The organism is Pseudoalteromonas arabiensis, from assembly GCF_001550155.1.
Classification (GTDB): Bacteria; Pseudomonadota; Gammaproteobacteria; order Enterobacterales; family Alteromonadaceae; genus Pseudoalteromonas; species Pseudoalteromonas arabiensis.
This window is the reverse complement of the sequence record NZ_LRUF01000026.1, coordinates 393,918-420,067: the sequence shown is the minus strand read 5'-3', so window position 1 is coordinate 420,067 and position 26,150 is coordinate 393,918. Positions and strand designations below refer to the sequence as shown.

The 26,150-nt window shown below is 40.8% G+C and carries 27 protein-coding genes; 9 read left to right on the top strand and 18 right to left on the bottom strand.

Translation table 11 applies throughout. The features are described from left to right. Positions 1–190 precede the first annotated feature (190 nt). Positions 191–472 (top strand): hypothetical protein, encoded by a 282-nt coding sequence (locus tag PAARA_RS19015; RefSeq protein WP_062570557.1) that lies wholly within the window; start codon positions 191–193, stop codon positions 470–472. A gap of 146 nt (positions 473–618) precedes the next feature. After that, entirely contained in the window at positions 619–834 is a 216-nt protein-coding gene (locus PAARA_RS19010; protein ID WP_062570556.1) for a DUF3820 family protein, read from the top strand. 203 nt (positions 835–1,037) lie between these two features. On the opposite strand, the gene PAARA_RS19005 is transcribed toward PAARA_RS19010, so the two are convergent. The 7 genes from PAARA_RS19005 to ilvY form a co-directional block, all read right to left on the bottom strand. Next, a complete protein-coding gene (locus tag PAARA_RS19005; protein ID WP_062570555.1) occupies positions 1,038–2,285 on the bottom strand; it encodes an ATP-binding protein in 1,248 nt (415 codons plus the stop codon). A gap of 6 nt (positions 2,286–2,291) precedes the next feature. Further along, entirely contained in the window at positions 2,292–2,984 is a 693-nt protein-coding gene (locus PAARA_RS19000; RefSeq protein WP_062570554.1) for a response regulator, read from the bottom strand. 14 nt (positions 2,985–2,998) lie between these two features. Next, positions 2,999–3,385, bottom strand: a complete 387-nt coding sequence (locus PAARA_RS18995; RefSeq protein WP_062570553.1) for a DUF3019 domain-containing protein — start codon at positions 3,383–3,385, stop codon at positions 2,999–3,001. A gap of 1 nt (position 3,386) precedes the next feature. Then, positions 3,387–4,268: a MipA/OmpV family protein gene (locus tag PAARA_RS18990; RefSeq protein WP_228074438.1), complete on the bottom strand. Its 882-nt coding sequence runs from the start codon at positions 4,266–4,268 to the stop codon at positions 3,387–3,389. Between the two features lie 114 nt (positions 4,269–4,382). Beyond that, entirely contained in the window at positions 4,383–5,432 is a 1,050-nt protein-coding gene (locus PAARA_RS18985) for a GGDEF domain-containing protein (RefSeq protein ID WP_062570551.1), read from the bottom strand. Positions 5,433–5,761: 329 nt separating this feature from the next. Then, positions 5,762–7,198, bottom strand: coding sequence for a chitinase (locus tag PAARA_RS18980; protein WP_157066237.1), 1,437 nt, complete (start codon positions 7,196–7,198; stop codon positions 5,762–5,764). 143 nt (positions 7,199–7,341) lie between these two features. Next, the gene (ilvY, locus tag PAARA_RS18975) at positions 7,342–8,238 is read right to left on the bottom strand and encodes an HTH-type transcriptional activator IlvY (RefSeq protein ID WP_062570550.1); all 897 of its coding nucleotides are present in this window, start codon (positions 8,236–8,238) and stop codon (positions 7,342–7,344) included. A 147-nt stretch (positions 8,239–8,385) separates the two neighbouring features. Between ilvY and ilvC the strand changes: the two genes are divergently transcribed. The 4 genes from ilvC to PAARA_RS18955 all read left to right on the top strand — a co-directional run bounded on the left by ilvC (position 8,386) and on the right by PAARA_RS18955 (position 14,042). Then, positions 8,386–9,858, top strand: a complete 1,473-nt coding sequence (gene ilvC / locus PAARA_RS18970; RefSeq protein ID WP_062570549.1) for a ketol-acid reductoisomerase — start codon at positions 8,386–8,388, stop codon at positions 9,856–9,858. A 138-nt stretch (positions 9,859–9,996) separates the two neighbouring features. Next, complete coding sequence (locus PAARA_RS18965; protein ID WP_062570548.1) at positions 9,997–11,910, top strand: methyl-accepting chemotaxis protein; 1,914 nt, start codon at positions 9,997–9,999, stop codon at positions 11,908–11,910. A gap of 85 nt (positions 11,911–11,995) precedes the next feature. After that, the gene (locus tag PAARA_RS18960) at positions 11,996–13,177 is read left to right on the top strand and encodes a tetratricopeptide repeat protein (RefSeq protein ID WP_062570547.1); all 1,182 of its coding nucleotides are present in this window, start codon (positions 11,996–11,998) and stop codon (positions 13,175–13,177) included. Continuing rightward, a complete protein-coding gene (locus PAARA_RS18955; RefSeq protein ID WP_062570546.1) occupies positions 13,122–14,042 on the top strand; it encodes a M20/M25/M40 family metallo-hydrolase in 921 nt (306 codons plus the stop codon). Before PAARA_RS18960 ends, PAARA_RS18955 begins: the two co-directional genes overlap by 56 nt. On the opposite strand, the gene PAARA_RS18950 is transcribed toward PAARA_RS18955, so the two are convergent. After that, positions 14,024–14,344: a GIY-YIG nuclease family protein gene (locus PAARA_RS18950; protein ID WP_062570545.1), complete on the bottom strand. Its 321-nt coding sequence runs from the start codon at positions 14,342–14,344 to the stop codon at positions 14,024–14,026. The genes PAARA_RS18955 and PAARA_RS18950 overlap by 19 nt on opposite strands. A gap of 112 nt (positions 14,345–14,456) precedes the next feature. Between PAARA_RS18950 and PAARA_RS18945 the strand changes: the two genes are divergently transcribed. Then, the gene (locus PAARA_RS18945) at positions 14,457–14,819 is read left to right on the top strand and encodes an outer membrane protein assembly factor BamE (protein WP_062570544.1); all 363 of its coding nucleotides are present in this window, start codon (positions 14,457–14,459) and stop codon (positions 14,817–14,819) included. Positions 14,820–14,857: 38 nt separating this feature from the next. Here the strand turns inward: PAARA_RS18945 and PAARA_RS18940 are convergent, their stop codons facing one another. Together PAARA_RS18940 and PAARA_RS18935 are read right to left on the bottom strand one after the other, a co-directional pair. Continuing rightward, positions 14,858–15,175 carry an RnfH family protein gene (locus tag PAARA_RS18940; protein WP_062570543.1) on the bottom strand — a complete coding sequence of 106 codons (318 nt, stop codon included), beginning with the start codon at positions 15,173–15,175 and terminating at the stop codon, positions 14,858–14,860. Continuing rightward, positions 15,172–15,612 carry a type II toxin-antitoxin system RatA family toxin gene (locus tag PAARA_RS18935; RefSeq protein WP_062570542.1) on the bottom strand — a complete coding sequence of 147 codons (441 nt, stop codon included), beginning with the start codon at positions 15,610–15,612 and terminating at the stop codon, positions 15,172–15,174. The genes PAARA_RS18940 and PAARA_RS18935 overlap by 4 nt, the downstream gene beginning before the upstream one ends. Positions 15,613–15,745: 133 nt before the next feature. Between PAARA_RS18935 and smpB the strand changes: the two genes are divergently transcribed. Both smpB and PAARA_RS18925 read left to right on the top strand, forming a co-directional pair. Then, a complete protein-coding gene (smpB, locus tag PAARA_RS18930) occupies positions 15,746–16,225 on the top strand; it encodes an SsrA-binding protein SmpB (protein ID WP_062570541.1) in 480 nt (159 codons plus the stop codon). A gap of 193 nt (positions 16,226–16,418) precedes the next feature. Next, positions 16,419–19,019: a TonB-dependent receptor gene (locus PAARA_RS18925; protein ID WP_062570540.1), complete on the top strand. Its 2,601-nt coding sequence runs from the start codon at positions 16,419–16,421 to the stop codon at positions 19,017–19,019. A 69-nt stretch (positions 19,020–19,088) separates the two neighbouring features. Here the strand turns inward: PAARA_RS18925 and PAARA_RS18920 are convergent, their stop codons facing one another. From PAARA_RS18920 to ffh, 8 genes are all read right to left on the bottom strand, one after another. Further along, positions 19,089–19,694, bottom strand: a complete 606-nt coding sequence (locus tag PAARA_RS18920) for a peroxiredoxin C (protein WP_054551729.1) — start codon at positions 19,692–19,694, stop codon at positions 19,089–19,091. 333 nt (positions 19,695–20,027) lie between these two features. Continuing rightward, a complete protein-coding gene (gene fadR / locus PAARA_RS18915) occupies positions 20,028–20,741 on the bottom strand; it encodes a fatty acid metabolism transcriptional regulator FadR (protein ID WP_062570539.1) in 714 nt (237 codons plus the stop codon). Between the two features lie 280 nt (positions 20,742–21,021). Beyond that, positions 21,022–22,155 carry a bifunctional chorismate mutase/prephenate dehydrogenase gene (gene tyrA, locus PAARA_RS18910; protein WP_062570538.1) on the bottom strand — a complete coding sequence of 378 codons (1,134 nt, stop codon included), beginning with the start codon at positions 22,153–22,155 and terminating at the stop codon, positions 21,022–21,024. Between the two features lie 271 nt (positions 22,156–22,426). Next, positions 22,427–22,786, bottom strand: coding sequence for a 50S ribosomal protein L19 (gene rplS / locus PAARA_RS18905; RefSeq protein ID WP_004587324.1), 360 nt, complete (start codon positions 22,784–22,786; stop codon positions 22,427–22,429). A gap of 33 nt (positions 22,787–22,819) precedes the next feature. Next, positions 22,820–23,587 (bottom strand): tRNA (guanosine(37)-N1)-methyltransferase TrmD, encoded by a 768-nt coding sequence (trmD, locus tag PAARA_RS18900; RefSeq protein ID WP_062570537.1) that lies wholly within the window; start codon positions 23,585–23,587, stop codon positions 22,820–22,822. Beyond that, the gene (rimM, locus tag PAARA_RS18895) at positions 23,587–24,120 is read right to left on the bottom strand and encodes a ribosome maturation factor RimM (protein WP_062570536.1); all 534 of its coding nucleotides are present in this window, start codon (positions 24,118–24,120) and stop codon (positions 23,587–23,589) included. The genes trmD and rimM overlap by 1 nt, the downstream gene beginning before the upstream one ends. Positions 24,121–24,137: 17 nt before the next feature. Then, positions 24,138–24,386: a 30S ribosomal protein S16 gene (gene rpsP / locus PAARA_RS18890; RefSeq protein WP_036967110.1), complete on the bottom strand. Its 249-nt coding sequence runs from the start codon at positions 24,384–24,386 to the stop codon at positions 24,138–24,140. Between the two features lie 242 nt (positions 24,387–24,628). Beyond that, complete coding sequence (gene ffh, locus PAARA_RS18885; protein ID WP_062570535.1) at positions 24,629–26,005, bottom strand: signal recognition particle protein; 1,377 nt, start codon at positions 26,003–26,005, stop codon at positions 24,629–24,631. Between the last annotated feature and the right edge of the window lie 145 nt (positions 26,006–26,150).

Below are 26,150 nucleotides of genomic sequence, written 5' to 3'. Positions count from 1 at the left end.
TAGGCGTACCTAAAGAAGGTCAAGCTTATTTACAAAGCTTTACATCCAGATTAGCCATCCAATCAAAAAAAAGAGTAAACTCGCCATATGATACTTTGCTAAGTATCTATTTTTAGCACAAAAAAGTTTATTAATCCTGTTTACGATTTCGTTTGTGCGATTACTGTTAAGCTAATTGAGGTTGTTTAAGATGAAAGATAAGTTTACCAGTGCGTTAAAAGTAAACGCAGATGATGCTTGTTCGGGGAAACTTATTGACATACAACGTCGACTGGATGAGTTACAGCAAAATGGCATGAGCGCAACAGACATTAGAACTGTATTGTTTAATAAAATGCTCGATGTTTATCAAGTGCCACATGATCACTTTCTTCGAGAGGGTAAAACCCCCGCTCGAATTGATGACCCAAGTATTGTTAGTAGATTAAAAGAACTTGGTTTTTCGAAAAAAAGTCGTCACCAATTACATTAACTTTATTTCGTCATTAACGAAATAAACGCTACGCTATTGTGGGGGCCTACCTCCCTCACTAAATAGGCTGTTTCTTGCCCGTCACAGCCTATTTTCTCTCTCCTTTTTACCGTATCATTTAGCTTTAACAATTGTTTGAGATAAAGATGGATACAGCTCAACTTAAACAAGCCATTAATACGAAAATGCCATTCGGCAAGTACGCTGGACGCCCTCTTTTACTATTGCCTGAACCTTATTTAGTGTGGTTTAAGCAACAGGGCTTTCCAGCAGGTCAGCTTGGCGCTCAGCTGGCAATGATGTATGAAGTAAAACTAAACGGGTTAGAGCAAATGTTGATGCCCCTTTTAGACAATAAATAATTTTATTTTTGAGAACTTTTTTGCTGACTGGCGGTCTATTAATTTGCTACTTGTTTATTTTTGGTTTTAACCTCAAAAAAAGCGCCTCAAGGCGCTTTTTTTATGTCTAAATAGGTCATAAAATAGTTAATTACTTTAAACGATTTAACCTATCACTATCAGCGTTACAGCTTTACTATTAAACAGTATGCTTTATCAGAAACTCAATAATCTTCTGTATTAAATAAGCGGATGGTAAACTTTGCACCGCCCAATTCAGAGTCACTCACTTCATACGTACCACGATGCCAGCTTATAATTTTAGCAACAATCGCCAGCCCTAAGCCAAAGCCACCTGTTTTCTTATCTCTACTTTTATCTAAACGCGTGAATGGCTTAAACACACTCTCCCACTCACTTTTAGCAATGCCAGGTCCATCGTCTTCAACGGTTATGACAAGCTCTTTATTATGCTCTTCTAGGGAAACAATGATTGTATGTGCAGCATACTTTTGCGCATTACCTAATAAGTTTTGAATACAGCGAGCCATAAAGTGCTCATCACACTTATAAATTAAGCTAAGCGGTGCCTTTATTTGCACGTCTATATCTGTCGCAAACTCAAGTTTATTAACCACACTGGTAACGAGGGCAGTTAAATCACATGAGCGGTTGATAAGGTTAGGCTTGTGGGATTCTAAACGTGCATACTCAAGCATTTCTGACACTAACGCTTCAAGTTCAACAATATCTGCATGCATATTGTCTAAATAGGTAAAAGACTGCTCATTCTCTACTTGTTCTTCAAGCATTGCTATTGCGAATTTCAAACGCGCTAGCGGCGTTCTAAATTCATGAGAAACTGATGAGGTTAGCTCCTGCTGTGCTGCTAATAAGTATTGAATACGCTCTTGCATGGCAGATAAAGTATCGGTGATCGGTAAGAAAAAAGACTTTGAAGCATCATGTAATTCAAAATCTTGCGCACCACCTACAGCCTCACAAGCAAGGGTCAGTTTATTAAAATCTCTCCACAGTAAAAAACTCCATAAGCCTACAGGAACACCGACAACCATCAACAGTAAAAAATAAGGCCAGACAGAGCTAAAGCTTGGGTTCGATACAGTCAATGGGCCAATATGAAGTAACTGCTGATCGTTGAGTGTTATGTACCAAATAACCTCTTGTTGTTGGTTAAATAAGTACAAATAATGGTGAGAAGCTAAATCGGCTTTTAAATCATCAGGAAGTGCCAAGTCATTCCTGTCGATGATTTCACTATCAAATTCATCTTGTAGCTTCGATAAGCCGTCTTTAGTTTGGCTTAATAACCAGAGCGATTTACCAAATTCTTTATCGAGTGCAATTTGCTGTTGGGAGTCTTCATAGGGCCACAGTTGTTCGATGACCCCACTGACAAGAAACAGAGAAACGATTATATAAAGATATAAACTCGCAAACAGCTTCCCCATTAACAGCTAGATTTCCCAAGCATCTGATACGAATAAGTATCCCTGTCCCCAAACTGTTTTAATACGGTATGGTTTATCACTGTTATCACCTAACTTCTTACGGATTCTTGATACCCGAACATCAACAGTGCGATCTAAACCATCATATTGACGTCCAATCATATGTTGATGGACATGCTCACGGCTTAGCACTTCACCTGCATTTGAAGCTAAAAGCCACAATAATTCAAATTCATGTGATGTAAGTGTAATCTCATTGCCTTTAAGTGTAACAATGCGACTCGTTTTATCAATTGATAAATCACCAAATGTGATTTCTTCAGGGGCTTTAGTCGTTGCATGCCCACGGCGCAGTAACGCATTGATTCTTGCAAGTAGTACACGCGGTTCTGCCGGTTTAATTACATAATCATCAGCACCAAGCTCCAGACCGATGACCTGATCAAAATCTTCACCTTTCGCGGTTAACATAAGAATTGGCAAGTTAAACTTATCGCGTACTTGACGGCACACACTAAAGCCATCTTTACCTGGTAACATGACATCAAGAATCATTAAATCAACAGGGTTATTTTCTAGGTATTCGAAAACTTCATCGCCGCGTTCAAGGACCGCAACATCCAACCCATTGTGCTGAAGGTAGTCTCGTGTTAACTGTTGTAAACCGAGATCATCTTCAACAAGTAAAATCTTTGTCATTGGTTGCTCCTGAATTAAAAAAAGCTCCACGGAGAGCGTAATCTTCGTCTTGTCGTTTTTGCTTCTGTGCTCTGCACTTCAACTTTTGCTGTCGCAACTTTGCTCCCCGTGTGCGGATTGACTAAGGAGTATATTGTTTCAACCTGAACCCGCGCTTTATAGCTAAAACGGCCTTTTTGCATGTTCTGCCAGCACTGAACTTGTTGATCATTCTGATACAAACATACATCTTGAGGGTGTGTTAACTGCCAACTTATTTTTAGTTCAAGATCGCAAAATTCGTGCTGTTGAAAAACAACACACACTTTAGGTGATACATCGAAGAGAGATGCTTGTGCATGGCTCGGGAATCCCCAAAAAACAGCAACAAACACACCCAGACTAAAAACAAAAAACTTCATATTAAAAAATATGATTGAATCCTATAAAAGCAGTCATCGAATACGTGTGTTCAAAAAGCGGACTGTCATCTACGCCCGAGTAATCGTAATATGCTAAATGAAAACGAAGTGAGTTGCCCTCACTCAAGGGCCAACGGGCGTCGATTTTAGCATAAGGTTGCCAACTACTGCCAACACCAATTTTCCCATGTAAGGTTTCTTTCGCCGATAAGCCATAAAAGTAATCGTTTAACTTAGCGGATTTATACCAAACGCCTAAACTTGGAGTCAGTTCTAACTGACCTATTTGCTGGAGTGTCTGCCACTGAACTGCACTTCTTGTGCCTTTATATACATTGGATACATCTGCTAATGCTTGTAGCGAGAATATATGGTTATTATGAATGTAATGGTAACTTAAGCCTGCATCTAATGCCCAACGACGCTTACTGATATCGTTCACAGAGATACGCTCAGCATTCAATTCATTCTTTTCTGTGGAATTGACAAAACTACTCGAAGTTTGCAGCGCAAAAACATTACTAGGGTGAAAATCAATAAAAAAGCGCGTTTCAGGGTTAAACTCCGCCACTACATTAAAAACATGAGATGACGTTTCATGAAAAGCATAACCAAGTCGACCGTTATCAAAAAACCACTTTTCACCGTAATAAGCAATTTCAGGTAAGAGTATAAGCGGTAGATTATCACCTCCATACAGCGGGTTTGTGATCACCCCAGCTCCTGTATTGACACCCAAATACCACTTATTGGCTTCAACTTCTTGAGATGCTGAACGACTTTCTCGTTCTGTGCGGGTTGAGTCTTCAGCACAGACTTGATTCATCGATATAAAAATCAAGATGCACATCATTACCCAATTATTGATCGTTATCGTTTTCATGTTTGTTACGACCACAGGCAGTTTCCAGTTAGTCTATGGTATCAAGGTGTGAATAGGCTGTCTTTTATAGGTTACAAGTATTCACAATTTTGATACATATATCAGCTAAGTTTGTTACTCTTCAACAATCTCAAGACGGTTTCTTCCATGCTCTTTGGCAAGATAAAGAGCTTGGTCAGCTTTAGCAATCAGTTGTTCTGGTTGACTATTCTTAGACTTAATAGCAATACCAAAACTTGCCGTTATCTTACTTAACACATTAGTCGATTTAGGTTTCTTGACTTGTAACTTCGATATCGCGATGCGCAGCTGTTGAGTAAAGTTAGTCATATCACTGACACTTGCAAAATGTGCAGTAAAGCAAAACTCTTCCCCACCAAAGCGATAAACCTGCCCTACACTTGACACGTGTTTGAGTAATTTACTCGCTACAGCTCTCAGAACTTGGTCTCCCTTTTGGTGTCCGAATGTATCATTAAATTGCTTAAAATGATCAATATCAACCATCACCAACACCGCAAGACCAGCCAAATGAGCCGCTTGGCAGAATCGAGAAATGTCTTCATCAAACTTGCCTCGATTATAAAGGCCTGTCAGCGTATCTTTTTCTGCTTTATTTTTCGAAAGACTAAGCTCCTGCTTTAATTCGGATATTTCTGCATAGGCTTGTGCTAACTGGTTTTGAAAATCCTGTGCGCGGTTTTGTAAAGCGGCTGACTCACCACTTAGTCGCTCTACACAGTCCAACACATTATCAAAGCTATCTCCATCACTTAAATTTACATCATTGAGTTGCTCTCGGCACTCTTGGAGTGTTTGATTAAACTGAATAGAGTGAACAAGCGTGTCGTTTATGCCTTGCTGAACATTACTTACAACACCATTAAAATCATTCGATAGTTGATAGAACAAAGACAGATCATCTTGAGATAAATATTTATTAAAAAGATACTTGGCTCGCTCTTGGTCGCATGTACTGAATGTGCGAATAATATTATCAAGTTCTTCATTAAGCGCTTTATTTCTGCCACTTACATAGCAATACCACAACGCATAATTAAGCGGTGTAATAGGCATTTTGTATTTAACCATTAAGGGAATAGCGCGCTTCAAACAGCTACTTGAATAGCTCAGCGAATGCTCAACGTGAGCTGACAGAATCATGTGTCCATGCCATCAGTATTTTTATTATTTTGATTTACGTTAGCAACACATTGAAAAAAATCAATAAAAAATCTGCAATAATCGCTAAATCCCAGCAAAAAACACGGAAACCATTAACAAAAAACAATACAAAAGGATTGTTTTTATGGCTATTTTTGCGGAACAAAATAACCCAAAAACTCTAAGTAAAAAAGATGAGATCTGCTAATTTAAGAAAATGACGTGAAAAATCACCGCGTCAGTTTAGCCAAAAGTTAAATAACTGGGGATTTATAGGCGGCTTATAACAATTATATCAACCGCCTTAGGTTTTATTGAATAGTTTGAAATTAGTTTACAGCTGACCAAGGTCCATTAGCTGTTTCTGGCGAGTCACCTTGAGTCCACCACTTAGCGACATATATGACATTGTTAAAACTTACTTTGTCGTCTTTAACATATACCTTTGTACTATCCCATGCTGCAACACCACCTACCGGAGGATTGCCCTCTGGTGGTGTTAGCGTGTCGACGACTGTTACTTGAGGCCAGTTTACATGAGATTGATAAAAGTTTGTTACGCACTTTTCATAATCACCAGGGACCAATGCTGAATAGGCAGTTTGATAACCAACTAACTTACACTCAAATGATTGGCCTCCTGGTCTGTCGCTGTAATATGCCCAGTCTGCTTCCCAGTTTGTGTAGAGAACATCGGTCGAATCATTAAGGTTTAAACTACCAAAAGGAGTTTGCTGCCAGCAGGTGTTCTCTTCATCTGTTTCAATCGGGATATAATAGTAATTCGATAGACCTTCCCAATAGCGAATGCGATTTACTGGCTGTCCTTTGGTGCGGTTTTGCTCGCCACATTCAATTCCCCCATTTATTACATTAATTGTTGTGCCAAAACCGTATCCGATCCCCGCACTGAGCTCTTTTTGTGATGGCACCCAAGTTCTATCAATAACGTGTAGCATCGCCGGTTTAGGTGCTTGAGGTGTCAAGAAAAACCAAATTGCTGAAGCAAGATTAAGCCAAGAATCTGCCACTAAGCTTGGGTTGTTAAGTAGCACAGTTGCATCACCATTAAACATCACTTCCGAAAATGCACCATAATTAAAATGATACGAAAGCTGCTTCGCACCGCGGCCGAAATAACCTTGTCCTTCTGCGCATGGCCAACGGCGATTTTGCCAATCATTTTGACCACACCCTGTTGTATAACCGGCCTGCCCTTCTGACCACCCCATTTCGCGGACATGTACTAAAGCCTGTTGCCATTCTTCGAGTTGTAATGGGTTATCAGAGATATTATCTTTGGCGATATGACCACCGGTTTCTTGTGCAAAGTGTGCAAATGCCGTGATGATAGACTTTTTACAAATGGCATCAGAATCTCGGCCATCGGTGTATTCACCACAAAAAGCAGGGAACTTACCAATTGCCCGCAAAAAACGTGTATAAGTATACTCTGGCGCAGCCATTCCCGTCAGAAAATCCCACTCTTGCTGACCAAAGACTCGTTCAACACGTTTCACGTTTTCAGGGTTGCTTGCATTGTTAGGTGTAATAGCTTCAACAATACTATTATCCCTCGTTTCAAGCGCTTTTGCCCAAGTCTGATACATGGGATCGGATGCTTTAGCATCACGAGCCGCATTTAGTTCCGCACGAGATAGCAAATAGCCGTTTGGGTTATTCGGGTCATCAACAATCGTTAATGCATTAGCAGAGGCGATAAGAGCAACTTGCAGAGCAAGCAGTTTAATAGAGTGGGTTTTCATCGTCTTTCCTTTGAATTGTGTGTTTCTAAAATAGGTTTTAACCTTTTATTAACACTAGATGCAAAATGACATCGCTGTCAAGTTTCCACATCAATTCTATAAAAACGGCTTATTCCTGTTATTAAAACGATGACCAGTCATGCTTAATAAGTTAGTAACGACTGCGCAATTTCCCAAATAGCATTTAATGCGGGATCATGCCGCTCCTTTTTAAGCACTGCTAAGCCAATTTCAAAGCCTGGAATATCTTTTTCAGCGTCACTAATAACCTGAACCTTTTCTTTTAACGGGCTATTATCAAGTACAATTTTAGGCACCATAGCAACACCTAAACCCAAACTTACCATCGACACCATGGCTTCATGACCTGCTACATGGGCGTAAATACGACCATGAATATTTTTCTTTCGCCACCACTGCTCTAATCGCTGCCTAGATAATCCTTGTTCAGCAACAATGAATTCTAAATTAGACCAATGAATTGTTTCTAAATCTTTAAGTTGTTCACTGATAGGACAGGCTATTTTAGGTCCAATAAGTACCAAAGGAGAATACCCGATACTGGTAAAGGCTATTTGCCCTGGTAATTTAACTGGTTTTGCTGCAATCGCCATGGCTTCATGGCCATCCAATACACGATTTATGGCGAGCGCGGGGTCACCTGTATTGAGTGTAATTTCGATATAAGGATGCTGCATCCGAAGCTTTTCAAGAATTTGATGCAAAAAGCTATATGAGGCAGTAACAGAACAATAAATACTGACATTACCGTATATATGTTGCTGTGGCTCTTGGATATCAGCTTTGAATCGGTGCCAACTGGCAAGCGTAGCATTGGCATAATCACAAAATGCTTTTCCCTCTTGAGTTAGCTTAACCGTACGGTTATCACGATTAAATAATACTGCGCCTACTTCATCTTCAAGTTGCTTGATATTACGGCTTAAAGTAGGAGCGCTAATATGGCAAAGCTCACTGGCTCTAGCAAAGTGGAGCGTTTTAGCTAAGGCTAAGAAGTAATTAAGATGTTTGTGATCCATTGTGACTACCATTTCATTTTATGAAACACTTTAATTCAAATATATCATTTTACGCAAGAGATAAAATTGCATACTGTTAAGCCATACAAAGAGCACACACTTTTATTCTTTGTTTTTTGAAAAACTTGTATTTATAGGACACTAACAATGGCGAATTATTTTAATACTCTTCCTTTGAGAGAGCAGTTAGCGCAATTAGCGCAATGTGAATTTATGGACCCATCAGAATTTGCTGATGGCGTAGACGCTTTAAAAGGGAAAAAACTCGTTATTGTCGGCTGTGGTGCACAAGGCCTTAACCAAGGTTTAAATTTACGTGATTCTGGTTTAGATGTTTCTTACACACTGCGTGAGTCAGCGATTGCTGAGCGTCGTCAATCTTTCTTAAACGCATCTGAAAACGGCTTCACTGTAGGCACATATGAAGAGCTTATTCCAACGGCTGATGTAGTATTAAACCTAACTCCTGATAAACAACATACATCTGTTGTTAATGCCATCATGCCGCTGATGAAACAAGGTGCAACGCTTGCCTATTCACATGGCTTTAATATCGTTGAAGAAGGCATGCAAATTCGCGAAGACTTAACTGTTATCATGGTTGCGCCTAAATGCCCTGGTTCAGAAGTGCGTGAAGAATATAAACGTGGCTTTGGCGTACCAACACTCATTGCCGTTCACCCAGAAAACGACCCTCAAGGTCATGGCCTAGCGCAAGCGAAAGCGTATGCAGCTGGTACCGGTGGTCATCGTGCTGGTGTACTAAAATCATCATTCATTGCAGAAGTTAAGTCTGACTTAATGGGCGAGCAAACGATTCTATGTGGCATGTTACAAACTGGCTCACTACTTTGCTTTGATAAAATGGTCGAAAAAGGTATTGATGCAAGTTACGCGTCAAAGTTAATCCAATACGGTTGGGAAGTGATCACTGAAGCACTTAAGTATGGCGGTGTGACTAACATGCTTGACCGCTTATCAAACCCAGCAAAAGTTAAAGCATTTGAATTAAGCGAACAACTTAAAACAATTATGCGTCCACTTTATAATAAGCATATGGACGATATCATCAGCGGCGAATTCTCTCGCGGTATGATGGCTGATTGGGCTGAAGATGATGCAAAGCTTCTTGCATGGCGTGCTGAAACTGCTGAAACCGCATTCGAAAAACAGCAAAATACCGATGAAGAAATTAACGAGCAAACTTTCTTCGACCAAGGTATCTTGATGGTTGCTATGGTTAAAGCAGGCGTTGAACTTGCGTTTGAAACCATGACTGCTGCTGGCATTATCGACGAATCAGCTTACTATGAGTCATTACACGAAACGCCACTGATCGCTAACACGATTGCGCGTAAAAAGCTTTTCGAAATGAACAGAACAATTTCAGATACAGCTGAATATGGTTGCTACCTATACAACCACGCATGTTTGCCTTTACTACAAGATTTTATGAAAGATATCGACACTGATGTGATTGGTAAAGGTTTAGGTGATTCATCAAATCAGGTGGACAACCAAACTTTAATCGCGGTGAACAAGGCCCTGCGTGAGCACCCTGTTGAAATTGTTGGCAGTAAATTACGTGGTTACATGTCGGCAATGAAGAAAATAGTTTAACCCTAGAAAGTAAGTTTCGCTTGTTAGAAACCAAGCCCAATTGCATATGCTTTGGGCTTTTTTGTTCCTAGTTTAATTCGTCATCTGAAAAGTCTATGCTAAAATAACTACCTTAATGTTGTAACCTAAGACACTTTCATGGCGTTAAATCACCTTACCATTACTAAAAAAATCACTCTACTAGGTAGCTCTATTGCACTCATTGTTGCTGCGTTAATTGGCGTAACCGCAATTTATAGTGCTAAACAAATCATTGAACAACGAATGATCGAGTCTGAGCTACCAAGCAAGTTACAAGCAATTGATAATTATATTAGCCACGATATAAACCAAATGATCAGTGCCGCTGAGCAGCTTTCAAGTAACGCGTTTGTTATCGACTGGGCACGCTCTGGTGATACTGATGATACGATTTTACTTAAAGAGTTGAATCGCTTAGTTGCACAATACGATCTTGCGACAGCTTCATGGGCAAACCGTGAAACAGCGCAATATTGGAATCAAGATGGTTTTTTAAGAGTACTTACTAAAGAGCAAGATGGTTGGTTTTTTGCGTTTAAACAATCAGCAAACCCTTTTTCTATCAGTATTTACCAAGAATCACCTACAGACGTAAAAATGTTTGTGAACCACCAACAAACTAATGGCTTAGGTTTGGCAGGTCTTGCTAAAAGTATTGATGACATGCAAGCAATGCTGCAAAAGTTTCAAATAGAGAAAACCGGTTTTGTTTTTGTTGTTGACAAACATGGCTTGATAAAGCTGCACAAAGACGCCAGTAAAGTAGCCAAAGCAAAACTTGATACGCTTTATGAATCAGGTATTACAAGCACACTATTAACTGGTGAAGAGTTTACTCTTAAGGAAGTCAGCATCAAGGGAGAAGAAACGCTGGTTGCTGCAAGCCCAATAAAAAACACAGACCTGTTTGTTGTTGCACAAGTGCCTAAGCGTGAAGTCTTTGCAAGTATTGATACATTGACATGGCAAATTATCAGCTTTGCAATTGTCATCGCATTCGTTGCCAGTTTTGCAGGTTTACTACTAGCTAGAACATTGTCATCTCCTTTATCAAAAATGGCAGAGTTATTTACTCGGTTAGGCTCTGGTGATGCAAATTTAGCCTATCGATTACCTAGCTCAGAGCAACCAGAGCTTGCAAATTTGAGTGCTGGCTTTAATCAATTTATGACCAAAATCGAAACAGCGATTGGCCAAGTAGCGCAAGAAAGTCGAGAGATCAGACAAAGCGCAAGTCATGTATTTAAACAAACCCAGAAAAATTCAGACGCATTGGATAATCAGAAAGAGCAAACTATTTCCGTTGCGGCTGCAATTAACGAAATGGGTGCAACAGTACAAGAAATTGCATCAAGCGCAGCAAATACAGCAAAGCTCACTGAAAGCAGTAAACAAAATACTGAACAAAGCCATGTTCAGGTCACACAAAGCCAGCAAGCGATCACTGAGCTTGCGGCTGATATAGATAATATAACGGTGCAAGTGAACGAATTGGCAGGTAAAACGCAAGCTATTGCAAACATTGTTGATGCCATCAGAGGAATTTCTGAGCAAACGAACTTACTGGCGCTTAATGCGGCAATTGAATCAGCCCGGGCAGGTGAACATGGTCGCGGATTCGCTGTTGTCGCCGATGAAGTGAGAGCACTAGCAAGCAGAACATCACAATCGACTAATGAAATTCAAACAATGATCAGCGATCTGACGAATACGTCTGATTTAGTGGTTGAGCATATCAATCACTCGAAATCACAAGCTCAATTAAGTGTGGATGCGATGCAGAGCTCTGTTGAGTTACTCAATGCAATTAATGATGCTGCAAACGAAATAAATGATATGGCCACCTTGATTGCGACCGCCACCGAGGAGCAAAGCAACGTCGTCGCTGATGTTGGTCGTAATATTGAACAGATTAGCGATATTAGTGACAATGTTATGCGTGAACAAATAGATACTGAACAAGCGATAAAAGATTTAGCAACCAGCGCACAAACTCTGGATGATTTAGTGGCTACTTTTGACAAACGCTGACACGTTTTGTAACAGTTAACACTGACCCTTTTTGATTCACCGCCTATACTTAAAGTGATTTAGGCCGTGAATTTAAGAGGGTCAGATGAAAACAACAACGTTTATTCTTGTATTAAACCTTTGCTTTTTAAGTGCGTGCAATAGTACTGCTGATAAACCTCTTTCACCCCCCAACGCCCTTACCCAGATTGAAGATTTCAACATTTTGGAGATCGAAAGCCAAAAAGATATCTTTACATTAACGCCCACTATAAAAGAACGCCTCGACATGAGCTTTCCTGAGGGTCAACGCTCTATCCGCAGTGCAAAGCGACTGATGCAGTTTTTGCTCGATAATGGCGATGAATCCCTCTCTTATCAGTCAGGCGCGACCCTTACCGCAGCGCAAGCCTATAACGACTTAAATGCGAACTGTTTATCGCTTTCTATACTCGCATATAGTCTCGCTGAGCATTTGGGTTTATATGGACAATTTCAAAAAGTACACATCCCTGAGTATTGGGCTTTGAATAATGGGTTTAATTTACTCACTGGACACATTAACCTAAGAGTGAAAGAAAGAGGCAAACAGCTCACGAATCTAAGGGTCATTTACCCGCAAGAGCGCGCTTTAGTCATTGATTTTGACCCTAATAGCCGTCAAGAATCATTTAAAACCAGTTACATTGATAAAGCGCGCATTACTGCAATGTTTTATAATAACAAAGGCGCTGCCGCTATGCTCAATGAGAGCTACGATTTAGCTTACAGTTATTTTACTGGAGCGATTAAAGTCGACCCAAAATATTCAGGTGCTTGGGGTAACTTAGGGGTACTGTTGCGTTTAACTAATCACTTTAAACAGGCTGAAGCTGCTTACCTGCATGCGATTGATCTTGATGTGAACAATCATACCGCACTTGGCAACTTAGCACTTATCTACAAACTCACTAACCGTGAAAAAGAGGGAGAAGACATTCTCACTAGGCTAGATAAAAAGCGCCAATCCAATCCTTACTATCATATTTCATTAGGTAACGATGCATATGCCGCAGCGCGCTATCAAGATGCACTCAAACACTATAAAAAAGCACGCAGCTTAAACATTAAACTTCATGATTCTGACTTTGGTCTTGCCAAAACCTACTACCAATTAGGGGATTTAAAACTTGCCAGAAAGTACTTAATATCCGCTAATAACAAAGCTGATTTCGATCATGATAAAAAACGCTATGAAAGCAAATTACAAGCTATTCGCTCTCACACAGCTAAGCTTACTCACTACTAGTAGTCTGTTACTTATTCTGACTGGTCATGCATATGCGAATGCACAAACCGCACTCGAAAAGGACATTACAGCACTTACATCCAGTCAATTTTATGGCAGGAAAACAAATACGCTTGGTGCAAAACATGCGGGTGAGTTTATTAGTGAGCGCTTCTTAGAACTAAACTACAACGTACGTAAACAACCCTTTGAGTATGATGTTCCTTTTAACCAAAAACGCTCAGGCGTTAATATAATCGCCACGCAGAAAACAGCATGCACTGATTGCAAAATGATCATTTTCACCGCTCACTATGATCACCTAGGGCCAACAGGAAGCCGCTATTACCCAGGAGCGAACGATAATGCCAGCGGCGTAGCTGCGCTGTTGTACTTAGCACATCATTTAGCGCATCAAACTCGACAGTACAACTTAGTTTTTGTCGCTACGGATGCTGAAGAAAACGGTTTACACGGCAGTAAATATCTTGTCTCCACACTTAATTTAAGTGATATCAAACTAAGTATAAACCTTGATATGTTAGTGGTTAATAAACACAAACCACGCATTTATGTGTATTTAGATAGGCAGTCTGGTAGTCAGTATAAAAAAGCGTTAACTTTGCTCTCTGATAAGGAATTAACATTTATAGTCAGCAGTTCATCAGCACGACTCAATAGATTACTTGGCACTAACATTAACTGGCGTAAAGCAAGTGATCACTACGCATTTGCCAAAGCTGATATTCCTTTTATTTATTTCGGCATGGGTGATGATAAACATCATCATCAAGTAACAGACACGCTAGAACATATCGACTTTCACCTTTATGAGCAAACCATTTTAAAAATAGCGGAGTTTGTGACTTACTTAACAGGGAGTTGAGTACACAATACAAACTGCTTTTTTTGTATTTTGGTTAACTTTTTCACACGTGCCTCTAACTTACTTGCCTCGCTGCGGGTGCCAACCTTTTGTTGGTATACTAGCGTTAAAGGCCCTTTGCCTTTTAAATTCTTAGCTCCTTTACCAGCCTCGTGTGCGGCAAAACGTTTTTCAACATCAGTACTTATTCCTGTGTACCAATGCCCTAAACGCGTCTGAACGATATACAAATGCCACACAGCATCCATACTCTCGCGCTTTTTTATTGATTCAGGTAAACTTTTTGTCGTGTCTGTGGTCAAATTTGTGCCTCGTAAACGTCAATCTCAGCAAAAACAATTGTTGAAAAGGGTTTTACCTTCTGTGACTAATCGGTATCATGCAAAGTATAAAAAATAAGGATTCAAACAAATAATGCAGTCGTTTAAAACTTTTTCTTTTTGGCTCGTACTTTCCCTTGCTTTAACTGTTACAGCAGGATGTTCTAGCTGGGTTTATCGTATCAACATTCCCCAAGGTAACTTTTTAGAGCAGTCTGATGTTGATAAGCTACGCGTAAACATGACTCGTGAGCAAGTGGTTTATGTCCTAGGTAAACCCGTGGCAGAAGACTCTTTTGATAAAAGTACTTGGCATTACCTTTATGTGTTTAACATCGGTCGTGATAATGAGCAGCGAAAATCGCTCACTGTAAACTTTGAGAACGACAAGCTGGTTTCAATTTCAGGTGATTACGATCAACCAAGCGAGTTCAATACCCCTCTAGAACAAGAATAAGTTCTAAGACAAGAAAAGGTAGCTAGGTGCTACCTTTTTTATTTAGGCCGTCCACCCGTTATTTTATTCGCACGCCCCTCTTCCTTCGCTTTTTCTGCTCGGCGTCTGCGGGCATCCTTAGGGTCAGCAATCAAGGGACGATAGATTTCAATTCGGTCGCCTTGTTTAACTTCTTGCGTCAATTTACACGTTCGATTCCAAATACCTAGGGTCAGATTACTTGCATCTATTTCTGGGCACTTGTCGATAATTCCAGACTTAATAACTGCCTGCTCAGCCGTTGTGCCTGTTGGCACTTCAACGAGTAAACTGGTTGCTGTTGTCGGTAATGCAAATACAACTTCTACACTGATCATAAACGAGCTCCATAAACCGCTTTAGCACGCTGAGTGAAGGCATTCACCATATTCTTCGCAACTTCATTAAATACCTTGCCAAATGCAAGCTCAATAAGTTTACTTGCAAACTCAAACTCTAGATGTAGTTGCACTTTACAGGCTTTGTCATCTAAGGGTAAAAAGTGCCACTTCCCTTTTAGGGATTTAAATGGGCCATCAACTAGTTGTAATGACACAGTATGATCATCTATAAAGGTGTTTTCAGTCGTGAACCACTTTTTTAAACCCGCTTTAGAAATCTCTAAGCTGGCTGTCATACCAGAGGGCTGCTTTGAAACAATTTTTGCATCTGAGCAATGTGGCAAAAACTCTGGGTAAGCATCTACATCGTTGACTAAATCAAACATTTCTTTGCTGCTGTACATTACCAGCGCACTTTTTTCTATTTGTGGCATATTCACTCCCAACTGTGTCGACGAATTTTAGCAAGCTTTAGCTATTTCCCCAAATTTTCGTACTAGTATAATTTACGCAAAGCCTTAAAAAAGCGATGTAAAAACGCTGTATTTACGTATAATATGGGACACTATGGCTAAGAAAAAATCATCTAAATCGACAAGTAATACCATCGCGCTGAACAAAAAAGCGCGCCATGAGTATTTTTTACACGATAAGTTTGAAGCAGGGGTTGAACTACAAGGCTGGGAAGTAAAAAGTATCCGAGCAGGTAAAGTAAACATCTCTGAGACTTATATTCATATTAAAAACGGCGAAGCATTTTTACTTGGCAGTCAAATTCAGCCTCTCAATAGTGCTTCAACACACGTGATTTGCGATCCACTTCGGTATCGTAAGTTACTTTTAAATAAGCGTGAGATCGATCGTCTTATCGGTGCAACAGAGCGTGAAGGTTACTCACTGATCGCAACGGCTATGTACTGGAAAAAATGCTGGGTGAAGTTGGAGTTCCACCTTGCTAAAGGTAAAAAGATGCACGACAAACGTGAAGACGGAAAAAATAAAGATTGGGCTCGTGAAAAAGAGCGCCTAATGAAGCACAAAGCTTAAAAATAATATTAAAGCCTAACTTTTTTGTTAGGCTTGTACCCCTTGAAAACACACACTTCACTCTCCAAAAAACCATTATCAGCTTAAAAACCCATACCTTTTTGCTATTTGAAAACACACCATTTACATGGTATCAATCTTTTTCGTGATATTTATTCACAATATTCTCACATTGAAACAAGGATTGAATTTTATGAAGAACTCCCATCACTTTATGCAACGACCACTTTATGCATTTACCATTGCAGCGTTAGCAGGCACAAGCTTTATGTCTGTTGCAGCTCAAACAGATGGAGCTGAAAAGGTCGAACGTATTGAAGTAACAGGTTCTCGCATTAAACGCTCTGATATTGAAGGCCCTTCGCCGGTGCAATCTATCAGTCGTGCAGACATTGATAATATGGGCTACGACAACTTACAACAACTTTTAGAACGTATGCCCGTAGCCGGTAATGGTACATTTTCTACCCGTGGTAATAACCAAGACTCTACAGCGAACGGGGCTGCTGCAGTGAGTTTACGTGGATTAGGCTCTGATGCCACGCTTGTGTTAATAAATGGCCGCCGAGTGTCTATTAGTGCATTTGCTGAAAGCATCACTAATTCATTTGTTGATATTAACTCAATCCCTGTATCAGCTATTGAGCGAATCGATATTTTAAAAGATGGGGCATCGGCTATTTATGGCTCCGATGCTGTAGCTGGTGTCGTTAATATCATCTTAAAGAAAGATATAAATGGTCTAGAAGTTAACCTAGGTTATGGCGGTACAGACGGGCCTAATTATGAAGAAAAAACAGCCAGTCTAGTGTGGGGTACGAGCACTGAAAAAAGTAGTGCATCTATCATTATTGATTACTTCAATAACACAGCTTTATCATCAGATGAAATGGGGCGATTAGGTACTGCAAACCAAGAACCCTATGGTGGTATGGACTTTCGCTCATCACGCGGTTTTCCAGGTTACTTTTATGTAGATGGCGAAAAAACGATTGACCCATCGTGTCCTCCTGAAAATGCTACATCAACTGGAAGTTGTTTATTCGACTATGGCCCATATGGTTATATTACGCCGGCATCTGAGCGAGTGGGTGCTATTTCACAATTTGAATACAACTTTGATAATGGTATTTCAGCTTTCTTAGAAGTGGCGGTTCAACACAATTCATCACAAGCAGCTGGGGCGCCTACTCCACTTGATGAAGACGCAGGACTGACAGTTCCAGCAAGTCATCCGAATAATCCTTTTGGTCAAGATATTGATATTGGTCGTTACCGTACAGTGGATGCTGGAGCGCGTCAGTGGGACATTGAATCAGATACACTACGCTTTGTTGCCGGACTCAAAGGTGAAATTAGTGACTGGAGCTGGGAAGCGGCGGTACAAAAAGGCCGTAGCAAATCAATGCAAACTGGCGACAGAAGCCAAGGCTGGGTGCGTACTGACTTTTTACAACAAGAAATCGACGCGGGTAACTACAACCCATTCGGCGGCACCTATAATAGTCAAGATGTTATTGATCGTATCACAACAAGCCTAGTGCGCCGTGGTGAATCACATATGACATCATTTGATGCAAACATCACTGGTGAAGCATTCAGCTTTGGCGACGATGTTGTGATGATGGCTGCCGGTATTGAGTACCGCGAAGAAGATGTTAGCGACATTCCAGATGATCAATTCCAACGCGGGTTAATTTTTGGTACTGAATCTGTTTCAGCGGCTGCTGAGCGTGATCAATATGCTGCCTATATTGAGTTTTCAATTCCACTTGCCGACAACCTAGAGCTACAACTGGCTGGTCGTTACGATGATTACAGTGACTTTGGTTCAACAACAAATCCTAAAGTAGCAGTTCGCTGGGCTCCAACTGACTCGATTACCGTTCGAGGTTCTTGGGCACAAGGATTTAGAGCGCCATCGCTTGCACAAATAGGCTTGGGACCTTCAGAAGAAAGCCAATTCTTTGTAGATACTTACCGATGCCAAGCAACTGGACAAGATTGCGATGCGCTTGATTACAACATTCAATTTGCAGGTAATCCAAACCTTGAAGCTGAGGAATCTGAGTCGTGGAACGTCGGCTTTATTTGGGCGCCAACAGCTGAGTTTGGTTTTGGTGTCGATATCTGGAGTATCACTCAAGATAATAAGATTGACGAGCAAGAGTTCGGCCCTATTTACAGTGAAAATTGTAATGACCAAAACAGTACTGTATGCGTTCGACTTGCGCCTCAGGATGGTTTGAGCCTAGGTGTCATTCAAAAAGTACACAGCACATTTGAAAATGTCTCTTCGCAAGAAGTCTCAGGTATAGATGTATCGGCAAACTACACACATGCAATGAATGACTATGGATTCTTGAAATTCAATCTAGAGTGGGCCTACCAAGATGAGTTCAAAAAAGATGGTCGTGATTACACTGGCGAATACCGTTACCCTGAACATCGCTGGATTTTCAGCACAAACTGGGAGATGGGCGACTTTAATACGAATGTAAACGTTAGTTACATTGGCGAGTTTGAGGATACTCCAGACATTAACTTCGATGGTGACCTTGATTTTGACAGCAATACTTCGCGTATGGTTGACTCACAAACATTAGTCGATTTACAGACCGCTTATAACTTCTCAGATAAATTAAAGGTCTCTGTGGGCGTTAATAATGTATTTGATGAAGATCCACCATTCGCAATTGGTGATGGTGATGGCGACTTATATGGCTATGTATCAAGTGTACATAATCCACGTGGCCGTTACTTCTACACTAAGTTAACGATGCGTTTTAATTAAACTAATCAAGGCTTAAAAACAAAAACCCGCCAACTGGCGGGTTTTTTAACTCTTTAACTCAGGCCTAAATTATAGGTCGCCTTCGTTTTCAGAAAGGAACTTAGCAACGCCTTCAGGGCTTGCGTCCATACCTTTTTTGCCTTCAGTCCAACCAGCAGGACATACTTCACCGTGCTCGCTGTGGAATGCGAGTGCGTCAACCATACGGATCATTTCGTCGATGTTACGGCCTAGTGGAAGGTCGTTAACTACTTGGTGACGTACGTTACCTTCTTCGTCGATTAGGAAAGAACCACGGAAAGCAACACCGGCTTCTGGGTGCTCAACGTCATATGCTTGACAGATTTCGTGTTTAACGTCTGCAACAAGTGCATATTTCACTTGACCAATACCACCGTCAGCAACGGCAGTGTTACGCCATGCGTTGTGTGAGAATTGTGAATCGATAGAAACACCGATTACTTCAACGCCACGCTTTTGGAATTCTTCAAAACGTTTGTCGAAAGCGATTAGCTCTGAAGGACATACGAAAGTGAAGTCTAACGGGTAAAAGAAGATAACTGCTTTTTTACCTTTGATAGTTTCTTTTAGGTTAAAGTTTTCAACGATTTCACCGTTACCAAGAACAGCTGCTGCAGTAAAGTCTGGTGCCTGACGGCCAACTAATACACCCATTTTTATCTCCAAATATTTGAGTTTATTTCCAATTGCCTACGCAATACTTACTAGTATATGGTTACGAAAAATCAAAAACCAAGGGTAAGCACTGATAATTAGCAAGATAGTTTAAAGAGGTTACAGACAAATGAACAATCGAAAAAAGCGATATGTGCAATCGAAAAAATTGATTCGGCTAAATTGATGGCTGGGCAACTTGAAGTCAACTTCTATCTACTCAATAAAGTACAGAAATAAACCATCCTTTCAATAACTTAGTATATTTTGGCTAAAAATAAGAAACCCAGCATCAAGCTGGGTTTTCAGGTGACAGTTAATACTTTACAAATATTAATCCATTATATCTTCTGGCATATCACCACGGATCTGCTGCCAGATTTCACCTGTTTGATGACCGTATTTACGCATCATAGAAATCGCACCATCATGTTCACGACGCTCTGCCAGTAAAGTTAAATCTTTATAAAACTGACGCGCTAATTCACGGGTACGTGAATCAGAAAAATAATGACAACCAATTTTTGAATAAAAGCCTTTAAAGCCATTTAAAATCAGTACATAAATGCGATTATTTCCCGCAATAGCTAACTCATGGTGTACTTTGTAGTCGTAATCAGCAAACGCTTGCGCACTGTCTTCAAGCTGCTCACTTTGCGATAAAATTTCGATTACGCGTTCAGGTGCAAGCTTGATCGCTGCACGCGTATAAATGGCGCTAATATTGGTACGCGCAGACAGTAATTGGTCGGTTAACTCAGGCATTTTGTCTTCATCAAGCCGTGCTAACGTTTCAAGAATATTCAGCCCAGATGTTTCCCAGAAATTATTTACACGAGTCGGTTTACCATGCTGGATTGTTAACCAACCATCTCGTGCTAAACGTTGTAGCACTTCACGAAGCGTTGTGCGGGTAACACCAATTAGTTCTGAAAGTTCGCGTTCAGCAGGAAGAATTGAGCCAGGCGGAAAGTCACCATTCCAAATAGATTCAACAATGTATTCTTCAGCAAAACCTGCTGGACTTTTCGCTTTAAAAATTCTCATTCAATTTCCACTTGAGTTAGCACCTACTTCTATCGCAAAAAGCGATCAACTCACTGATTGTACCAGATGATCAGCAACTAACAAGCAAAGTAAGTACCCTGCGGATAAAAATCTCTTCGCAATGAAAAAATAAATTAACTTTAAGCTAAGATTGTAATTAATCACCTAAGACTTTGGAGCACTAAACGCTTAGTCTTGCTCGTCTATAAAGAGTAGCCACATAAAATTAATTAAAAAAAGCGAGTATAGACTCGCTTCTTTAATGCTCTTAAAGCAATGATCAATCAAGTACCTTGGCATCATTGGCTTTATTTAGCAGACTGCGACTTTGCGTTAAGAAGTGTGCGGTAGCATCACTAAAATACTCTTTGGCATCCGCAAAGCCCTCTATCAAAGCAGCTTTATTACCCGTTTTTAGTTTTTCTAGCGTGTCGGCAAAGGTCGCTTGATAATTAGCAAGTAAATTTTCCACATCATCAAATTGCGCTAACATAATATCCGAGTAAAGCTCTGGTGACTGAGCAAAAAGTCGCCCTACCATCATCAGCTCTAATTGATAAATAGGAGAAGAACAGCTACGAAGCTCTGCAAGTGTATGACTTTGCTTCGCTAAGAATTGACCATAGACAAAAGTTGTTAAGTGGCGCATGACTTGAATGATTTGCATCGCTTCATCGTGTTTTTTTGCTTCCATTTCGACAACTTGACAACCCCACACTTGCAACTGGGCTAACAAGCCCTGTGCAACCTCATGATTACGTCCCTCACAAACAACAACTGTCTGCTTAACCCAGTGAGAAATGTCGGGGCCAAACATCGGATGTAAGCCTACAACAGGGCCATTATGTGCCGCCATAAGTGCGTTTAATGGTTTTTGCTTCACTGAAGTAATATCCACAAGCAAACAGTCCTCATCAAGCTTAGGCAAAGCTGCAACAACCTGTTCTAATGCATTGATTGGCACACTGACAAGTACAAGCTTAGCCCCTGCCAAGATAGCTTCACTCTCTGCTTGCTGCTCTTTATCTAAAATACGCACTTCATAACCTGAGCGAATAAATTGCTGTGCGAATAATTGCCCCATCGCTCCTTTTCCGCCAACAATGACTATAGGTGATAATTGAGGAGCCGAGCAGGCTAAATTTCCTTGTTGATTTTGGTACGCTTCACGCATCATACGACGCAAAATATCTTCAACTAACTCTGGGTTAACACCTTGGTTAACCGCTTCTTGGCGACGTGCTGCCAATAAATCAGCTTCACGATCTGGGGCATGTAACGGAGCGCCGATTTGTTGCTTAATTGCCCCTATTTTTTCTGTAATGCTATTACGCTTTGCTAGCAATGCCACTAATTGTGCATCACACTCATCTATTCCTGCTCTTAAATCAGCTAATTCATTCACTGTTGCCACGTTACTACACCTCAAACCCCAAACGTAAATATATATATACAAAAAAGTAAAGCTTACAATACAGATTATAGTAACAGCATAAGCTGCAAAGTACAAAGCCCTAAGGAGCTAACAAAGAGAGGAAACTTGAGTCATCAATGTATGACAGGATAAAGTGCAAAGAAGGGTGAAACAAAGGATAAGCTTATAGAGAGTTGCTTTTTTAAAAACCAAAACGGGTTGCAACCCGAAGGCTGCAACCCGTTTTTTTTGCGTTGATAAACAGCGCGTATTAGTTAAGTTTTTCTCTAATACGTGCAGATTTACCAGAACGCTCACGTAGATAGTAAAGCTTAGCACGGCGAACTGCACCGCGACGCTTAACTGTTACGCTGTCGATAAGAGGGCTGTGCGTTTGGAATACACGCTCAACACCTTCACCGCTCGAAATTTTACGAACTGTGAATGCTGAGTGAAGACCACGATTACGCTTAGCGATTACAACACCTTCAAAGGCCTGTAGACGCTCTTTGTTACCTTCTTTTACACGTACCTGTACAACTACTGTATCACCAGCGCCGAATGCTGGTACGTCTGTTTTAAGCTGCTCTTCTTCAAGCGCTTTAATAATATTTTGGTTTACTTTTGCCATTATATTTCTCACTTTCCTAGGTGTAACTGTCTTCTAGCCACAAGCTTGTTGGTACTCTTGCTTGAATTCTGCAAGAAGTGCCGCTTGCTCCTCAGTCAGAGCTAGGTTATGCAACAAGTCAGGACGACGTAACCAAGTTCTACCTAATGACTGCTTTAAGCGCCATTTTGCTATCTCTTGGTGGTTTCCGCTGAGTAATACAGCAGGCACCTGTTTATCATCCAATGTTTCTGGCCGTGTATAATGAGGGCAATCAAGCAATCCATCCGAAAATGAATCTTGCTCTGCTGATTGGTTGTGACCTAGCACCCCTGGCACTAATCGTGCGACTGCATCAATTAATGTCATGGCGGGTAGCTCACCACCACTCAGAATAAAATCACCTATTGACCATTCTTCGTCAACATATGATTCTATGATTCGCTCATCTATACCTTCATAGCGACCGGCAATCAAAATCAGTTTTTTAGAGCTTGCGAGTTCGCTCGCCCCTTGCTGATCTAATTTGCGCCCTTGCGGGGACATATAAATTACTTTAGCACCATCACCTGCCGCTTTTTTTGCGTCAAGAATGGCTTGTTTCAATGGTTCAACCATCATTAACATACCAGGACCGCCCCCATAAGGACGATCGTCCACAGTTCTATGCTTATCAGTAGCATAGTCACGTGGATTCCAGCAGTTAAAGTCGATTAGACCATTTTTAACTGCGCGACCAGTTACCCCTTCATTGGTAATAGCGTCAAACATGTTCGGGAAAAGGCTTATCACCCCTACCCACAATGAACTCGTTTGTGACATTAAAACCCAGGATCCCAGTCTACGGTAATTTCTCTCGCCTCGTGTTTAACTTCTTTAATAACAGAGTCTGTTAAAAATGGAATTAAACGTTCAGCTTGGCCAAATGCATCTTTTTTGTTTGCTTTCACAACCAAAACATCATTTGACCCTGTCTCCATTAGGTCATCAACCGTGCCTAAATTATAACCTTTATCAGTTACAACAGACATGCCGATGAGATCTCGCCAATAGAATTCACCTTGCGGTAATTCTGGTAGCTGCGCTGCATCTACAGAGATTTCAACATTGGTCAACGCCATTGCTTCATCTCGGTCGTTTACTTGCGCAACTTTAGCGATAAAGCCTTTGTTGTGGCGACGCCAGTCGACCACTTCTAAGGTCTGCCATTTACCTTGTTGCCCTATCAACCATGGGCTGAAATCGAAGATCCCTTCGGGATCATCAGTAAATGAATGCACCTTAAGCCAGCCCTTTATACCATAGGGGGCACCGAGCTTTCCTACAACGATTATCGAGGTGTTCTCTTGACTCATGGTTACACTTACGCCTATTAAGCCGCTTTACGAGCGTCTTTAACTAATTTAGCTACGCGATCTGAAAGAGATGCGCCTTGACCTACCCAGTGTTCAACACGAGATAAATCTAAACGTACTTTTTCTTCCTGACCAGAAGCGATTGGGTTAAAGAAACCTACTTTCTCGATGAAGCGACCGTCACGCGAGAAACGGCTATCCGCAACCACAATTTGATAGAAAGGGCGTTTTTTAGCGCCACCACGTTGCAAACGAATAGTTACCATACCGTCCTCTAAATAGATTGACTGTTTTCATTAATAAGATTTACTCCCCAATACGGGAAGCTGGGGAATTGTACGAGTTTTTTGCAACATTGCAAGTAAGAAGTGATGCAAAATGTAAGTTTAGTTGATTAAACACTGATCTGCGCTAGCGATCTTAACTTTGCATAGTGATTACGCATAATTTATCCATTAAAAAAGGAGCTATTTGCTCCTTCTTTAAGATAAACACTATAAAGGTGGTATTAAAACTTAGGGCCTCCGCCCATCATACCTGGCGGTAACATGCCTTTCATGCCACGCATCATTTTCTTCATGCCGCCTTTACCTTTCATTTTCTTCATCATTTTTTGCATCTGCGTAAATTGCTTAAGCAATTTATTGATTTCTTGCACCTGTGTACCAGAGCCTGCTGCAATACGTTTTTTACGAGAGCCTTTGATGATTTCAGGGCGCGCACGCTCTTTTGCAGTCATTGAGTTAATAATCGCTTCCATTTGTACAAACGTTTTATCACCCATTTGCCCCTTAACTGCATCAGGTAAGTTTTGCATACCCGGCAATTTATCGAGCATTGACATCATACCGCCCATGTTTTTCATCTGACGAAGCTGCTCTGCAAAGTCATCAAGTGTAAATCCATCACCTTTAAAGACTTTCTCAGCAACTTTAGCCGCTTTCTCTTTATCAACTTTCATTTCGACTTCTTCGATTAATGAAAGTACATCACCCATACCTAGGATACGAGAAGCAATACGGTCAGGGTGGAATGGTTCAAGTGCATCGGTACGCTCACCCACACCCATGAACTTAATTGGCTTACCCGTGATATGACGAATTGATAGTGCAGCACCACCACGAGCATCACCATCCGTTTTCGTTAAGATCACACCACTTAAAGGAAGCGCTTCGTCAAATGCTTTTGCTGTATTTGCAGCATCTTGACCTGTCATTGCATCAACAACAAATAAAGTTTCGATTGGGTTAATCGCGCTATGAAGTGCTTTGATTTCATCCATCATGTCGTTATCAACATGCAAACGACCCGCGGTATCGACTAACACGACATCGATAAATTTCTTCTTCGCATGAGAGATAGCATTATTTGCGATATCAACCGGCTTTTGCGAAATATCACTCGGGAAGAACTCAACGCCCACTTCATCTGCAAGTGTTTCAAGCTGTTTAATTGCCGCTGGACGATAAACGTCAGCACTCACAACAAGTACCGATTTCTTTTTACGCTCTTTTAAAAATTTAGCTAGTTTACCGACACTCGTCGTTTTACCCGCACCTTGCAGGCCTGCCATCATTACAACAGCTGGCGGCTGCGCATTAAGGCTAAGCTCTTCATTCGCTTCGCCCATGGCTTTTTCAAGCTCTTCGCGGACAATTTTGATAAAAACTTGGCCAGGGCTTAAGCTTTTAGTGACTTCAACACCCACTGCACGTTCTTTAACTTGCTTAACAAACTCACGAACAACAGGCAGTGCAACATCCGCTTCCAAAAATGCCATGCGGACTTCACGTAATGTATCTTTAATATTGTCTTCAGTTAGGCGTCCACGACCACTGATATTTTTTAAGGTTTTACCTAAGCGTTCTTGGAGATTCTCAAACATGTAAAGGTTCCGATAAAACGTGTTTCGCCTGTTTCTTAGATTAATATAAAGACCAAAACAGGAGAAATTAAAATTTCAATTCTTAACAGTATACCGTAAATGGTGGTCGACAATACAGTGTTCAAGTGTGCTGTTTGAGTTTCTT